General features: G+C 62.6%; 15 protein-coding genes. 6 read left to right on the top strand and 9 right to left on the bottom strand.

The window, feature by feature from the left end:
• Positions 1–39 precede the first annotated feature (39 nt).
• The 5 genes from G568_RS0103715 to G568_RS0103695 all read right to left on the bottom strand — a co-directional run bounded on the left by G568_RS0103715 (position 40) and on the right by G568_RS0103695 (position 5,308).
• Positions 40–795 carry an ABC transporter ATP-binding protein gene (locus tag G568_RS0103715; RefSeq protein ID WP_026756765.1) on the bottom strand — a complete coding sequence of 252 codons (756 nt, stop codon included), beginning with the start codon at positions 793–795 and terminating at the stop codon, positions 40–42.
• A 13-nt stretch (positions 796–808) separates the two neighbouring features.
• Positions 809–1,567: an ABC transporter ATP-binding protein gene (locus tag G568_RS0103710; RefSeq protein WP_026756764.1), complete on the bottom strand. Its 759-nt coding sequence runs from the start codon at positions 1,565–1,567 to the stop codon at positions 809–811.
• Between the two features lie 12 nt (positions 1,568–1,579).
• Positions 1,580–2,794 carry a branched-chain amino acid ABC transporter permease gene (locus G568_RS0103705; RefSeq protein WP_026756763.1) on the bottom strand — a complete coding sequence of 405 codons (1,215 nt, stop codon included), beginning with the start codon at positions 2,792–2,794 and terminating at the stop codon, positions 1,580–1,582.
• A gap of 4 nt (positions 2,795–2,798) precedes the next feature.
• Complete coding sequence (locus tag G568_RS0103700; protein ID WP_026756762.1) at positions 2,799–3,830, bottom strand: branched-chain amino acid ABC transporter permease; 1,032 nt, start codon at positions 3,828–3,830, stop codon at positions 2,799–2,801.
• Positions 3,831–3,961: 131 nt separating this feature from the next.
• A complete protein-coding gene (locus tag G568_RS0103695) occupies positions 3,962–5,308 on the bottom strand; it encodes a substrate-binding protein (RefSeq protein WP_026756761.1) in 1,347 nt (448 codons plus the stop codon).
• Between the two features lie 219 nt (positions 5,309–5,527).
• Here G568_RS0103695 and G568_RS0103690 point away from each other — a divergent pair, with 219 nt between their 5' ends.
• From G568_RS0103690 to G568_RS0103670, 5 genes are all read left to right on the top strand, one after another.
• On the top strand, positions 5,528–6,859 hold the full coding sequence (locus G568_RS0103690; protein WP_026756760.1) for a helix-turn-helix domain-containing protein: 1,332 nt from the start codon (positions 5,528–5,530) through the stop codon (positions 6,857–6,859).
• 69 nt (positions 6,860–6,928) lie between these two features.
• Positions 6,929–7,297 carry a response regulator transcription factor gene (locus tag G568_RS0103685; RefSeq protein ID WP_026756759.1) on the top strand — a complete coding sequence of 123 codons (369 nt, stop codon included), beginning with the start codon at positions 6,929–6,931 and terminating at the stop codon, positions 7,295–7,297.
• Positions 7,294–7,593, top strand: coding sequence for a hypothetical protein (locus tag G568_RS0103680; RefSeq protein ID WP_026756758.1), 300 nt, complete (start codon positions 7,294–7,296; stop codon positions 7,591–7,593). The genes G568_RS0103685 and G568_RS0103680 overlap by 4 nt, the downstream gene beginning before the upstream one ends.
• A complete protein-coding gene (locus G568_RS0103675; protein ID WP_026756757.1) occupies positions 7,593–10,277 on the top strand; it encodes a sensor histidine kinase in 2,685 nt (894 codons plus the stop codon). The genes G568_RS0103680 and G568_RS0103675 overlap by 1 nt, the downstream gene beginning before the upstream one ends.
• A gap of 75 nt (positions 10,278–10,352) precedes the next feature.
• Positions 10,353–11,483, top strand: coding sequence for a FliM/FliN family flagellar motor switch protein (locus tag G568_RS0103670; protein ID WP_169576939.1), 1,131 nt, complete (start codon positions 10,353–10,355; stop codon positions 11,481–11,483).
• A 36-nt stretch (positions 11,484–11,519) separates the two neighbouring features.
• On the opposite strand, the gene G568_RS0103665 is transcribed toward G568_RS0103670, so the two are convergent.
• From G568_RS0103665 to G568_RS0103650, 4 genes are all read right to left on the bottom strand, one after another.
• A complete protein-coding gene (locus G568_RS0103665) occupies positions 11,520–11,954 on the bottom strand; it encodes a protein tyrosine phosphatase family protein (RefSeq protein ID WP_026756755.1) in 435 nt (144 codons plus the stop codon).
• A 9-nt stretch (positions 11,955–11,963) separates the two neighbouring features.
• Positions 11,964–12,395 (bottom strand): DUF6691 family protein, encoded by a 432-nt coding sequence (locus tag G568_RS0103660; protein WP_037373644.1) that lies wholly within the window; start codon positions 12,393–12,395, stop codon positions 11,964–11,966.
• Positions 12,395–12,820, bottom strand: a complete 426-nt coding sequence (locus G568_RS0103655; RefSeq protein WP_026756753.1) for a YeeE/YedE family protein — start codon at positions 12,818–12,820, stop codon at positions 12,395–12,397. The genes G568_RS0103660 and G568_RS0103655 overlap by 1 nt, the downstream gene beginning before the upstream one ends.
• A gap of 91 nt (positions 12,821–12,911) precedes the next feature.
• Positions 12,912–13,775, bottom strand: coding sequence for an MBL fold metallo-hydrolase (locus tag G568_RS0103650; protein WP_037373643.1), 864 nt, complete (start codon positions 13,773–13,775; stop codon positions 12,912–12,914).
• A gap of 174 nt (positions 13,776–13,949) precedes the next feature.
• Between G568_RS0103650 and G568_RS0103645 the strand changes: the two genes are divergently transcribed.
• On the top strand, positions 13,950–14,276 hold the full coding sequence (locus G568_RS0103645; protein ID WP_026756751.1) for a TraR/DksA family transcriptional regulator: 327 nt from the start codon (positions 13,950–13,952) through the stop codon (positions 14,274–14,276).
• The last annotated feature ends 87 nt before the right edge of the window (positions 14,277–14,363 follow it).

The following is a 14,363-nucleotide window of genomic DNA, read 5'->3' as shown; positions in this document are numbered from 1 at the left end:
CTTGCAATGGTGGCCGTCATTCGCCCGCTAACGGGCGGTTCAGATGGCGAGATACTCGGCCCGCAGGCTTTCGTTTTCAAGAACTTCCGCAGCAGTGCCGTCAAACACTATACCGCCAGTGTCAAGGATCACGGCGCGGTCGGCCAGTTCCAGCGCCCGCACGGCATTCTGTTCCACGATGACGGTGGTGATGCCCTGCTCCTTGATGATGCGAAGGGTTTTCTCGATTTCGTCCACGATCACCGGGGCAAGGCCTTCGTACGGCTCGTCCAGCAGCAGCACCTTGATGTCGCGTGCCAGGGCGCGCGCCACGGCCAGCATCTGCTGCTCGCCGCCCGAAAGGGTGACGCCTTCTTGCCTGCGGCGTTCCTTGAGACGCGGGAACAGCTCGAACAGGCGGTCGATCGACCAGCCGATGGGCGGCGTGATCTGGGCCAGTTCCAGGTTCTCCTCGACGGTCAGGCCCGGGATAATGCAGCGATCCTCGGGCACCAGGCCAATGCCGGCCACGGCGGCCTGGTGGCTGCTCATGGTGTGCAACGGCTGATGGTCAAGCCAGATCTCGCCATGCACGACCTGTGGGCTGTCCATCCGCGCGATCGAGCGAAGCGTCGTCGTCTTGCCCGCACCGTTGCGCCCCAAAAGCGCGAGGATTTCGCCCTCGTGCACGTTGAAGCTGATGTTCTGGACGATGTAGCTTTCGCCGTAATAGCTTTCCATGTTCCACACAGACAGGAAGGCCGGCGCGGTTTCGGCGTAGTTCTTGCCCTTGGAAAAGTCGGGTTTGACGTTCATGTCGTGTCCTTTCTTAGGCTGCCGCTTCGCCGAGATATGCTTCGCGCACCTTGGGGTGGCCCTTGATGTTTTCGGGCGTGTCCTCGACCAGCGGCGAGCCTTGCGCCAGCACGGTGATCCTTTCGGCCAATGAAAACACCACATGCATGTCGTGTTCAATGATCGCGATGGTGATCTCCCGTTCGGATTTGATCCGCTTGAGCAGGTCGATGGTGTTGTTCGTGTCGGCCCGTGCCATGCCGGCCGTCGGCTCGTCCAGCAACAGCAGCTTGGGGTCCTGGGCCAGGCACATCGCGATCTCAAGCCGGCGCTTGTCGCCGCGCGACATCGAGGCGGAATGCTCGTTTCGTTTGTCGGCCATGTTCATGTCTTCAAGCATCGCCTCGGCGTGTTCGATGATGCCCTTTTCATTGAAGCTGTGCTCGAACGCGTGCATGCGAAAGGCGCCGTCGCGTTTGGCGAAGCAGGGGATCATCATGTTTTCCAGCACGGTCAGGTCGCCGAATATCTCGGGCGTCTGGAACACGCGGGAAATGCCCATCTGGTTGATCTCGTAGGGTTTTCGCCCCAACACCGACTGCCCCTCGAACATCACCGAGCCGGTGTCGGGGATCAGCTTGCCCACCAGGCAGTTGAGCAGCGTGGACTTGCCCGCGCCATTGGGCCCGATGATGGCATGCACGCTGTTTTCGGCCACATCGAGGTTCACATCCCCGAGGGCCTGCAGACCGCCGAAGCGCTTGTTGACGCCTTTGACTTCTAGGATACCCATGTCATGCGCTCCTTATTCCGCGGGTTTCTTGGTGCTGTCGGTGCTGTCTGCGTTGTCATTCCTGCCGGTCTTGCGACGCCGGAACAGCCGGCCGATGCGTTGACCGCCCTCAACCAGGCCGCCGGGCAGGAAGGTGACCACCAGCATGAACAGGATGCCAAGCGTCAGGTGCCAGCCCTTGCCGATGAACGGGTGGACGATGGTAACCATGATATCCTCGATGCCGTCGGGCATGAAGGCGAACCACTGGTGCAGGATGTTGTCATTGATCTTCGAGAAGATGTTCTCGAAGTACTTGATGAAGCCGGCCCCAAGGACGGGACCGATCAGTGTTCCCGCGCCGCCCAGGATGGTCATCAAAACCACCTCGCCCGAGGCGGTCCATTGCATCCGCTCGGCCCCGGCCAGCGGGTCCATCGAGGCCATCAGCCCGCCCGCGAGGCCGGCATACATGCCCGAGATCACGAAGGCCGCCAGCGCGTAGGGGCGCGCATTGAGGCCGGTGTAGTTCATCCGCTGCTGGTTGGACTTGATCGCCCGCAGCATCATCCCGAAAGGCGAGCGGAACAGGCGCATGGCCAAGTAAAAGGACACCAGCAGCACGATTGCACAGACGTAGTATCCGACCGAGAACTGGAACTGCCATGCGCCCGCGCTCATGATATAGGTATCGCTCATCTCGAAGCCGAAGAGCGAGGGGTAGGGCAGGCTGCCTGCGTTGGCCGGCGCGGCATCGAGGATGCGCGGATCGTCCAGCGCCAGTTGCAGCCCGGTCTCGCCATTGGTGATCGGCGTCAGAACCGAGTAGGCAAGGTTGAACGACATCTGCGCAAAAGCCAGCGTCAGGATCGCGAAATAGATGCCCGAGCGGCGCAGGCTGACATAGCCAATGAGCAGGGCAAAGACACCGGCGACCAGAACGCTGAGGGTAATGGCGGGAATGATGTTCATGCTTAGCAGCTTGAACATCCAGACCGCCGAGTAGCTACCCACCCCCAGGAACGCGGCGTGCCCGAAGGACAGGTAGCCGGTCAACCCGAACAGGATGTTGAAGCCGATGGCGAAGATGCCGAAGATCACGAAGCGCTGCATCAGGTCGGGGTAACCCGCGTTGAATTGTGCCATGGCGCTTCCGGTCGGGAACGGGTTCAGGATGAACGGCGCGCAGATCGCCAGAAGCGTCACGACCAGCAGGAGGACCGAGTCTTTCTTGTTGAGTCCCAGCATGGGCTTACTCCTCCATCACGCCCTTGCGGCCCATGAGGCCACGCGGACGTGTAAGCAAAATGATAATTGCGACGAGGTAGATGATGATCTGGTCGATACCCGGAAGGATCGACTTGATCTCATTCATCGAGGCGAAGGATTCGAGGATACCCAGCAGGAAACCCGCCAGAACCGCGCCCGGCAGCGAGCCCATGCCGCCCACCACGACCACGACAAAGCTGAGCACGAGGAAATCCATGCCCATGTGATAGTTTGGCGAGTTGATAGGTGCGTACATCACCCCCGCCAGCCCCGCGACGGCGGCGGCCATGCCGAACATCAGCGTGAAGCGCTTGTTGATGTTGATACCCAGTAGGCCAACGGTCTCGCGGTCGGCCATGCCTGCGCGCACCACCATCCCGAAGGTGGTGAACCTAAGGAAGGAGAAAACCGCACCGATGATGACTGCCGAGAAGACGAAATATACCAGGCGCCAGTACGGGTAGATGATGGTATTGGCATCAAAGCCCAGCAGCGCCCCGAAATCGAATGAGCCACGGAACATTTCTGGCGCTCCGGTGGGGATCGGATTGGCGCCGTAGAAGTACTTGATCAGTTCCTGCAAGACGATGGCCAGGCCGAACGTGACGAGGATCTGATCCGCGTGGGGGCGCGTGTAGAAATGCTTGATCAGGCCGCGTTCCATGACAAAACCGATGATGATCATCACCGGGATCGCGAACAGGATCGATAGCGGCACCGCCCAGTCCAGTATCGTACCGCCCGCCGCGTTGCCGAACCATTTCTCGACATAGGTCATGTCAACCTTGAGCGGGTTTCCCAAGAAGTCGGTCTTGGTCTCGTCGATGACGGTGTAGCTGCTGTGCAGGATCTTGGAGAAGGTGACGGCGCAGAACGCGCCGATCATGAACAATGCCCCGTGGGCGAAGTTCACGACACCCAGGGTGCCGAAGATCAATGTAAGCCCAAGCGCGATCAGCGCGTAGGCCGAGCCCTTGTCGAGCCCGTTAAGTATTTGCAGGATGATTGCGTCCATTGTCCCCACCTTGGGTTGTCAGGAGTGACCGTTGGTCAGCCGCCCCGTTCCCGCAGGCGCGGGTACGGTTGTCAGCTGAGGATGCGCGGGCGGGGCCCGCGCATCCTCCGGCTTGGTAGTTTGGTCTGACCTCAGGAGCCGGGGTTGCACTCACCCAAGGCGCCACCGGCGAACATCGGGTGGTCGGGCTCATAGGTCACTTGCTCGGCCGGGGTCACCTCGACGACCTCGAGAAGGTCGAACTCGGACTGCGGGTTTTCCTTGCCGCGCACAACGAGAACGTCCTTGAAGCACTGGTGGTCGGCTGCGCGGTAAAGCGTCTTGCCGTTGCCCAGACCGTCGAACTCGAACCCTTCCAGCGCCTCTGCGATGCCGCAGGGGTTGAAGGTGCCCGCGCGCTGTGCCGCATCCGCATAGAGCAGCGTCTGGCAATAGACGGTGTGCGCTGCCTGGCTGGGTGGGAAGCCGTACTTGGTGCCGAAGGACTTGACGAATGCCTTGGAGGCGTCGTCCTGCAGCGACCAGTGCCAGTTGGTCGAGCCGTGAATGCCCTTCACGTTCTCACCGGCGCCGCGAGCCATCAGGCGCGAATACAGCGGCACGACGATTTCGAAGTTCTTGCCGTTGACGACCTTTTCACGCAGGCCGAACTGCACCGCGTTGGTCAGCGAGTTGACCATGTTGCCGCCATAGTGGTTCAGGACCAGCACATCGGCGCCCGAGTTCATCACAGGCGCGATGTAGGAGCTGAAGTCGGTCGCCGAAAGCGGCGTCTTGACCGTGTTGACGGTGTTCCAGCCCAGTGCCTCGGTCGCGGCGACGATGGATTCCTCCTGCGTCCAGCCCCAGGTATAGTCGGCCGTCAGGTGATAGGCGTTGCGATCGCTGCCATAAAGCTGCTTGAGCACCGGCGCCAGGGCGGCCCCCGACATGTAGGCGTTGAAGAAGTGGCGGAAGCCGTTGGCCTTCTTGTCCTTGCCGGTGGTGTCGTTCGAGTGGGTCAGACCCGCCATGAAGATCACGCCGGCCTCCTGGCAGAGGCCCTGCACGGCGATGGCCACACCGGAGGACGAGCCGCCGGTAACCATGATCGCGCCATCCTTTTCGATCATCGAGCGTGCCGAGGCGCGCGCGGCGTCCGATTTCGTCTGGGTGTCGCCGGTGACGTATTCCACCTTCTTGCCCAGGATGCCGTTGCCCTGCAGCGCGTCGGAGGAGAAGGTGTTTAGCATGCCGCCATCACCGCCGCCGTTGAGGTGCTCGACCGCCAGCTCATAGGCGCGCAGTTCGTCCGCGCCCTCATCCGCGTAGGGGCCGGTCTGCGGCACGTTGAAGCCAAGCGTCACGCTGCTGCCCATCGGCTCGTTGGTGTAGGCTGCTGCTGAAGACGCGGTGAAAATCGTCGGTAGTGCAACGCCGGCGCCGGCGATTGCACCGGTTCTCAGCACGCCGCGGCGCGTAAATGTGTTGTTGGACATTGTATCCTCCCATTTCGTGAAATGCGGTCCGGCTCTCCTCAGGGCGCGGGCCGCAAGCACTATTGTGCAAATCCATTATCACGCAGGAAAAGAAAATTTCGCAACAAATCCCTTGAACCAAACAATTTTTTTGTAAAGAAATGCACAATACCATGGTATATAATGTAAATGTTTCTTGCGTGCACCGCAGAAACGCCTTGATTCAGTTGGAAAAATATCATGCCGCAACGTCAACTTGTCGGAGCTCGCATTCGTGAACGCAGGATGATTGCCGACCTGCGTCAATCGGAAGTCGCCAGAAGGGCGGGGATTTCGGCCTCGTACCTCAATCTGATCGAACACAACCGCCGCAGAATCGGGGGTAAGCTTCTGTTGGATATCGCCCAGGTACTTGGCGTTGAACCCGCCAGCCTGAGCGAGGGGGCAGAGGCGGCGCTTATCACGCTCCTGCGGGAGGCGCGCGCAGCGGACCCCATGGCAGGCGCAGAGGCAGAGGCGCTGGAGGATTTTGCAGGTCGGTTTCCGGGGTGGGCGCGTCTGTTGGCGGGGCGGCACCGGCGCGCCGTGGACCTGGAGCACACGGTCGAAACGCTGACGGACAGGCTGGCGCACGACCCGCACTTGGCCGCGGCTTTGCATGACATGCTGTCCACGGTGACGGCGATCCGCGCCACCGCCGGCATCCTGGCCGATACGCGCGAGCTGGAGCCGGAATGGCGAGATCGCTTTCACCGCAACATCAACGAGGACAGCGCGCGCCTGGCCAATAGCAGCCAAGCGCTTGTGTCCTACCTGGACGCGGCGGGGGAAACCGATGCGGCGCTCTCGTCGCCGCAAGAAGAGTTGGAAGCGTTCCTCAATGCGCATGGCTATCACTTTGACGCGCTTGAGAACCTGCCCGAGGGGGCGGTCGGTACGGACCGCATCGGGGCGATGTTGGAGGAGGGACAGGAGCGGCTGCATTCCGCCTCCGCACAGGCAATGGCACGGGCGTATCTTGAGCGGTACCTGCAAGATGCCCGCCGTTTGCCTTTGCGCCAGTTCATCAAGGCCCTGCGGCGTACCGGGCCGGATCCCGCCGCGCTGTCGCAGTTGCTCGACACCGATCTGGCCGCGGTGATGCGGCGACTTGCAACGCTTCCCGAAGGTGCCGGTGCGGGGCCGGTGGGAATGGTGAGCTGCGATGCGTCGGGCACACTGATCCTGCGCAAGCCGCTGCCGGGGTTCGCGTTGCCGCGGTTCGGGGCGGCTTGCCCGCTATGGCCCCTATTCCAGGCGCTTAGCAGGCCGTTGTCGCCGATCCGGCAGGTGGTGCGACAAAGTGCGCGCGAGGGCGGCGTGTTCCTGACCTACGCGGTTGCGCAACCCTGCGCGAGGCGCGGCGATCCGCTGTCGGACCCGTTATATGAGGCGCATATGATGATGCTGCCGCTCGATGGCGATGCCCATGATAAAGGCGATCCTCTGGAGCTTGGCGTGAACTGCCGCATATGCCCGCGCGAAAGCTGCGCCGGCCGGCGCGAGCCGTCGATCCTGACGGATGGGTTTTGACTTGGGCCGCGACATTGGTGATAACGGGCGAACGGCCGAAAGGTGACGCCCAGGGGAGGGGGCGATGACATGGGCAAGCATGTCCTTGTGATCGAGGATGAACCGAACATCATCGAGGCAATCAGTTTCATCCTGATGCGCGATGGCTGGACGGTTGATACGCATTCGAATGGGCATGATGCGCTGGATGCGGTGGCCGCGCGCGCGCCGGATCTGGTGATACTCGACGTCATGCTGCCCGGGCGCAGCGGCTATGACATCCTGACCGATTTGCGCGCCGCGCCCGAAACGCGGGATTTGCCGGTGCTGATGCTGACCGCGCGCGGTCAGGCAAAGGATCGCGAATTGGCTGAACGCCTTGGCGCCAGCCGGTTCATGACCAAACCATTTTCCAACGCCGAGGTTCTGGACGCGCTGCGCGCGCTGGTGCCGTCGTGAGCAAAGCCGCCAAAGCCCTCTTTCTTGAGCGGCGCAGCTACCGGCAGCGCCGCCTGATGGATGCGCTGCGCCTGTTGCCGCTTCTGGGGGCAGTGTTGTGGGCGGTGCCATTGCTGTGGGGACAGCCAGAGCCGGCGGCCGGCGCCGCGGATGGCACGGGGTCCGGCGGCATGCCGACATCCCACGCGATGCTCTATATCTTTGGCGTTTGGGCCGTTTTGGCGATCCTGGCACTGTGTCTGTCGCTGAGGCTGGATCGGTCCGTGGACAAGATGGATGCACCGGGAGGCGCGTGATGGCCTCGCTCAACGTGTTGATCGTTGTTTGTTTGCTCTATGTCGCACTGCTGTTTGCCGTGGCCTTCATGGCCGAGCGCGCGGCGCTGATGGGGCAAGGTGGGTGGCTCCGCTCTCCGGTGGTTTATACGCTTTCGCTGTCGATTTATTGCACCGCCTGGACGTTTTACGGCGCGGTTGGCTACGCCGCGCGCAGCGGGCTGGAGTACCTGACCATCTATATCGGTCCGACGCTGGTCATGGTCGGATGGTGGTGGGGCTTGCGCAAACTCGTGCGCATAGGCCGGACGCAACGGATCACCTCGGTCGCTGACCTGATTTCGTCGCGCTACGGCAAGTCCAATACGCTGGCGGTGTTCGTGACCGCCCTGGCGGTGATTGGCACCACCCCCTATATCGCGCTGCAATTGCAATCGGTGACGCTATCCTTTGCCAGCTTTGCAAGCGCGGACCCCAACAGTTCCGTTCCGGCCGATAGCCGCTCAACAGCACTGTGGGTCGCCGTGGGGCTGGCCCTGTTCACGATCCTGTTCGGCACCCGCAACCTTGACGCCAACGAGCGGCATCACGGCGTGGTCATGGCCATCGCGTTGGAGGCGGTGGTCAAGCTGTTCGCATTGCTGGCGGTCGGGGTGTTCGTGGTTTGGGGTGTCGGTGGCGGTATTGGCGAGACGCTGGCCCGGATCGACACCTCCGAGATCGGGGAATGGCAGATGAACGGCGGTCGTTGGGCCGGCTTGACGATGCTGTCGGCGGCGGCGTTCCTGACGTTGCCGCGCATGTTCCAGGTGCTTGTTGTCGAAAACGAGGACGAGCAGCATCTGCGCACGGCATCCTGGGCGTTTCCCACCTACCTGATGCTGATGAGCCTTTTCGTGGTGCCCATTGCCGTTGTCGGGCTGGAGGTATTGCCCGCGGGCTCGAACCCGGATCAGTTCGTCCTGACCGTGCCGTTGAGCCAGGGGCAGGACAAGCTGGCGATGCTGTCGTTTCTGGGTGGGTTCTCATCGGCCACGTCGATGGTGATCGTGGCAGCGATCGCGCTAAGCACGATGGTCTCCAACCATGTGGTGATGCCGATCTGGCTGCGCCTGGCGGGGGGCGGCGCGGCGATGGCGGGCGATGTGCGCCACGTGGTGCTGGTCGCGCGGCGCGTCTCCATCGCGGTGATCCTTGTGCTTGGCTACCTCTACTACCGCGTGTCGGGCGGCGGCACGGCGCTGGCGGCTATCGGGCTGGTGTCATTCGCGGGGGTGGCTCAGTTCTTGCCGGCGCTGATGGGCGGCATATTCTGGCGGGGCGCCACGCGGGTGGGCGCGCTTGCCGGGCTGAGCATGGGATTCGTGATCTGGTGCTACAGCCTACTCTTGCCCAGCTTCGGCGAGGGCATCCTCATGAGCGAGGCCCTGATGACGCAGGGACCCTGGGGTATTGCATGGCTGCGTCCGCAGGCGTTGTTCGGGATCAGCGGGATGGACCCGCTGGTGCATGCCGTGCTGTGGTCGCTGTTGCTGAACACCTCGGCGTTCATCCTGGGATCCTTGGCCAGCTTTCCGCATCCGTTGGAGCGGCTGCAGGGGGCGCAGTTTGTCAACGTGTTCGATCACTCCGGCAATCCACAAAGCTGGTCCGGCGGCATCGCGCAGAGCGAGGACCTGATGATCATGGCGCAGCGCATGATGGGGGCCGCACAGGCGCAGGCCCTGTTCCAGGCCGAGGCGGCGCGGCAGGGCCTTGGCGGATACCTGCCAGAGCCGACGCCGGAGTTCCTGCAGCGGCTCGAGCGTGAGTTGTCGGGCTCGGTCGGGGCGGCGACGGCCCATGCGATGGTCAGCCAGATCATGGGCGCGGCAACGGTGTCGGTCGAGGATTTGCTGGCCGTGGCCGACGAGACCGCGCAGATGATGGAATACTCCAGCCAGCTTGAAGCCAAGTCGGCCGAGTTGACCCGCACCGCGGGCCAGTTGCGCGAGGCGAATGAAAAGCTTACGCAGCTGTCGGTGCAAAAGGATGCCTTTCTCAGCCAGATCAGCCACGAGTTGCGCACGCCGATGACCTCGATCAGGGCGTTTTCCGAGATCCTGCGCGATGCGCCGGACCTGTCGGCGCAGGAATTGAGCAAATACGCCTCGATCATTCATGACGAGGCGTTGCGCCTGACGCGCCTTCTAGATGATCTGCTTGATCTCAGCGTGCTGGAAAGCGGCCAGGTCAGCCTGAACATGCGCGACGGCGTGTTGTCGGGCGTGATCGACCATGCCGTTGCGGCTGCCGGCGTCGAGGGTGCCGGCCTGATCATCCGTCGTGACCGCTTGCGCGAGAACGTCCCCTTGCACACCGATCTGGATCGGTTGGCGCAGGTGTTCATCAATCTGATCGCCAACGCGCAGAAGTACTGCGATGCGCCGGTGCCCGTCCTCAGCATCGAGGTGTCGCGCCGTGGCGATGACCTGGTTGTGGATTTTGTCGACAACGGAACCGGAATCCCGTCGCAGGCGCAGGCCCTCGTATTCGAAAAGTTCAGCCGCGTCAGCGACGGTCAGGCCGGTGGCGCGGGACTGGGCCTGGCCATTTGCCGCGAGATCATGATGCGGCTTGGTGGTGCGATCACCTATTTGCCGGGGCAAGGGGGCGCCGCCTTTCGCCTAAGCCTGCCGGCCCGCGTGGCGTTGGCTGCGCAATAGGGCCTTGCCGATGTTCAGGAATTGGTAACCCTGGTTACCTAGTCTGGTCACAATTGGCGCGGGATGGCGAAAAGCATGGCTGCAGACAGGGAAAACCAGGTTCTGCGCCGCAAGGCGCAGGCGGCACGCGAACAGCTTGAGGCGCGCGTGATGTCCGCGCCGCGTGCTTTGCGGCTGGCCCTGGAACGCAGTGCGGACGAGGTGCTGCAAAACCCGTTGATGGTTGCCGGGACCGATCGATTCACCTCCGACCCGGCCAGTTTGCCCGAAATGGTGCCGGAGGGGGCGCTTGTGCTGTTGTTGCAAGGGCCGCAAGACGCGACCGGCGCGTTGATAATGGACCCCGGGATCGCGGCGGCGGTGGTAGAGGTGCAGACAACTGGCACAATCGGGGCGGGCGAAGCGGCCTCGCGCCCGCTCACGCGTATCGATGCCGCCCTGTCCGCCCCTTTGATTGATGCCGTTCTCGATCGGTTTGCAAGCAACCTTGCCGATGGTCCCGACGCATATTGGAGCAGTGGCTTCGCGAGCGGGGCGATGCTGGATACACCAAGAAGCCTGCCCATTGCGCTGACTGCGGCGCGATATCACGTGTTCCGCGTGGCATTGCGGGTTGGCCAGGCCGGGCGCGAGGGGACTGTTCTGATGGCCCTGCCGGTTCCCGAACAGCCAGCCCTGCGCGAAGACGCATCACCCGGTGCGGCGGCACCCGATCCGCGCTGGCAGGATCGCATCCTGGGTACCCATATCCGGCTGGATGCTGTGCTTTGCCGGATCGAGATGCCGCTGTCGCAGGTCCTGGCGCTTAGGCAAGGGGACGTGTTGCCGATCGCGCAGGACGCGCTGCGCGACGTGAGGCTTGAGGCAGGGGCGCGCCGGCCCGCGGCCCGTGCGCGTCTGGGCCAGATGGGGGGGCGGCGCGCATTGCGGTTGACGGTTGTCGCACCGCAAGGGGCCGCTGAGACGCAGCAGGGGGACTGGGTCTCGACCGGGTTTTCCGCTCCGGTAGAGGCCCCGGACGAGGAGGCGCCTCTACAGTCGGAGTACACTACGGCTTTCTTGCCCGAAGACGCGAATGACCCACCCCTTGAGGACGAAATGCCCGCAGGGATGGAGGCTGCGCCCCCTCTGGATGAGTTGGAAGAGCTCAATGATTCGGATCACATCAGTGATGAGGAGCTGGAGGCGTTGACGCGAACGGTATGACCGTGCGCGCGTTGACAAAACCGCCAATGCGCGTTTTCACGTCCCGGCTTGGGATGATCGCTCTTCCAGGCGCGGGCGCAGCGGGGCGAGGTCATATCCGGCCGCCTGTGCCGTTGACAATATCTCGTCAACGGGGCGCTGTCCTGCCTGCCCCAGGGCCCACACAACGGTGCAGCGCGTGCCCGACGCGCAATAGGCCAGCACCGGCTCGTCTGCATCGTCACAAATCGCGCGCTGCTCCGCAATGCGCTGCGGGGTCATGGTGTCATGCGTAAGCGGCAGGTCGTGAAACTGCAGGCCGGCGGCCTGTGCAGCGGCGCGCATCGTTTCTGCATTCAGGTCTGCGGGCACCTCGCTATCGGGGCGATTGCAGATGACCGTGCCGAAGCCCGCGGCGCGAATGGCCGCCAAATCTTCGGGGGTGATTTGCGGGGTGACGCTGTAGCTGTCGGTTATCTTGCGTATGTCCATCCGGCGTTTCTAGCCACGTGCCAGGCGTCTGTCCAGTTCGCCGCGCAATCCAGGCGTTATCGCCATCCCAACCAGCATCGCCGCGGCAAAGATCCAGTGGCCCGCGCCGCCGTAGGACAAGGAGGCGATTGCCGGTCCGGGGCACAGGCCCGCCAACCCCCAGCCGGCGCCGAAAAGGGTGGAGCCGATGATCAGCTCGCGCCCCACCTGCGGGTCCGGCGGCGTCGGAAACGCACCCCCGACCAGGGGCTTGCGGCGCGGCACCAAGGCCCAGGCGATGGCCATTGGAATGATCGCCCCGCCCATCACGAAGGCCAACGTCGGATCCCAGTCACCAAACACGTCAAGCCATCCCTGAACCTTGACCGTGTCGGTCATGCCAGAGACGAACAACCCTGCACCGAACAATCCGCCGGCGATGAAAGCATAAATCACGCGCATCAGATCCACCCCATGAGATGCCGGAACACCGCCACCGTCAGACCGCCGGCAAGAATGTAGAACACCGTCGAGACGATCCCGCGCAGCGAAAAGCGCGAGATGCCGCAGACGCCATGGCCCGAGGTGCAGCCATTGGCCACCCGGGTTCCCACGCCAACCAGAATCCCAGCGGAAATGAGCACGCCCCAGTTTTGCGTGATATGCGTGTCGACCTCGCCATATAGCGGGTAAAGCAGGATTGGCAGCAATAGCACCCCCACCAGGAAGGCCCCGCGTTCGCGCCAGTGGTGGCGGCCGCTGCCATCCACCAATCCGCCGATGATGCCGCTGGCCCCCATGATGCGGCCATTGGCAAGGAGGTATACCGCCCCACCTGTGCCAATAAGCAGACCGCCGATCAGCCCCCAGATCCAGTCTTGTTCCATGTTGTCGCGTTTCCTGCTTGAACGTCCTGTTTTTCATTGAGCCGCCCCTGCAGCCGGTTCGCGGCGGCGGGCAGGGGCGGGGTGATAGGAATTACAACTTGTTGACGGGCACCTTCAGGAACACGTCGCCTTGATCATCCGCTGGCGGCATCTGCCCGGCCCGCATGTTCACCTGTAGCGATGGGATAATCAGTTTTGGCATGGCCAGCGTTGCATCGCGCTCATCGCGCATCTTCACGAACCCATCCTTGTCACGGCCGTTGCCCACGTGAATGTTGCGCGCTTTCTGCTCACCCACGGTGGTTTCCCAGGCGTAGTCGTCGCGGCCAGGTGCTTTGTAGTCGTGCCCGACGAAGATGCGGGTTTCGTCCGGCAGGGCCAGGATTTTCTGGATCGAGTTATAGAGCGTCTCGGAAGAGCCGCCGGGAAAATCGCAGCGCGCGGTTCCGAAATCGGGCATGAACAGGGTGTCCCCGACAAAGGCCGCGTCCCCGATCACGTAGGTCAGGCACGCCGGGGTGTGACCCGGCGTGTGCAGCACGTCGCCGCGCAGTTGCCCGATGTGAAAGCTGTCTCCCTCCTGGAACAGCTTGTCGAACTGGCTGCCGTCGCGCTGGAATTCGGTGCCTTCGTTGAACACCTTGCCAAAGGTGTCTTGCACAATGCGGATACGGTCACCGATGCCGATCTTGCCGCCAACGCGCTCCTGGATGTAGGGCGCGGCCGAGAGGTGATCGGCGTGCACGTGGCTTTCAAGGAGCCACTGCACCTCCAGCCCTTCGGATTGCACGTATTCGATGATCTCATCAGCCGAGCGGGTATCGGTTCGTCCCGAGGCATAATCGAAATCGAGCACCGAATCGATGATGGCGCAGGCGCTGCCTGCCGGGTCGCGCACGACATATGAGATCGTGTTGGTCGCGTCGTCGAAAAAGGCTTTAACTTGCGGTTCCATGAGATCCTCCGTTTCCTGGATCATATATTGATTAGTGCATGTGTTTCAAGGCGCATGTTGCAATCGGCAATGTAGTGCCAAGTGCCCCCGGAACGAGGGAAACGTTGACTTCGATCAATGAAATGGGCACGCCAGTTCGTAAGGTGTCGCATGATACGCAACAGGAGATCCAGAATGACCACCCTCGATGAACGCCGCGCCACGCTTATGGGACGTCTGAGCGAATTGGACAGCCGCCTGCACCGGATTGAGGACGAGCTGGATACACCCCATACCAAGGATTGGGATGATGCCGCCACGGAGCAGGAAGGCGACGAGGTTCTCGAACATCTGGGCCAGGCCGGGCAGGACGAGATCCGCAAGATTCGTGCCGCGCTGCAACGCATCCGCGATGGGGAATACGGTATCTGCACCCAGTGCGGGGAGGAGATATCGCAAGAGCGGCTGGACCTGCTGCCCGCGACGCCATTTTGCAAGAACTGCGCTGCGAAGGTCGGCTGAGCAGGGCGGGCGCGCTTGCAATTCAGGGCCGCCTATCTAAACAATGGTCATTGAAAACCCCGGCGGCATTGCCTGAACGGGAGGGTG

The sequence above is a fragment of the Sediminimonas qiaohouensis DSM 21189 genome, from assembly GCF_000423645.1.
Taxonomy (GTDB): Bacteria; Pseudomonadota; Alphaproteobacteria; order Rhodobacterales; family Rhodobacteraceae; genus Sediminimonas; species Sediminimonas qiaohouensis.
The sequence above is the reverse complement of the archived record's forward strand: the minus strand, read 5'-3'. Positions and strand labels throughout refer to the sequence as shown.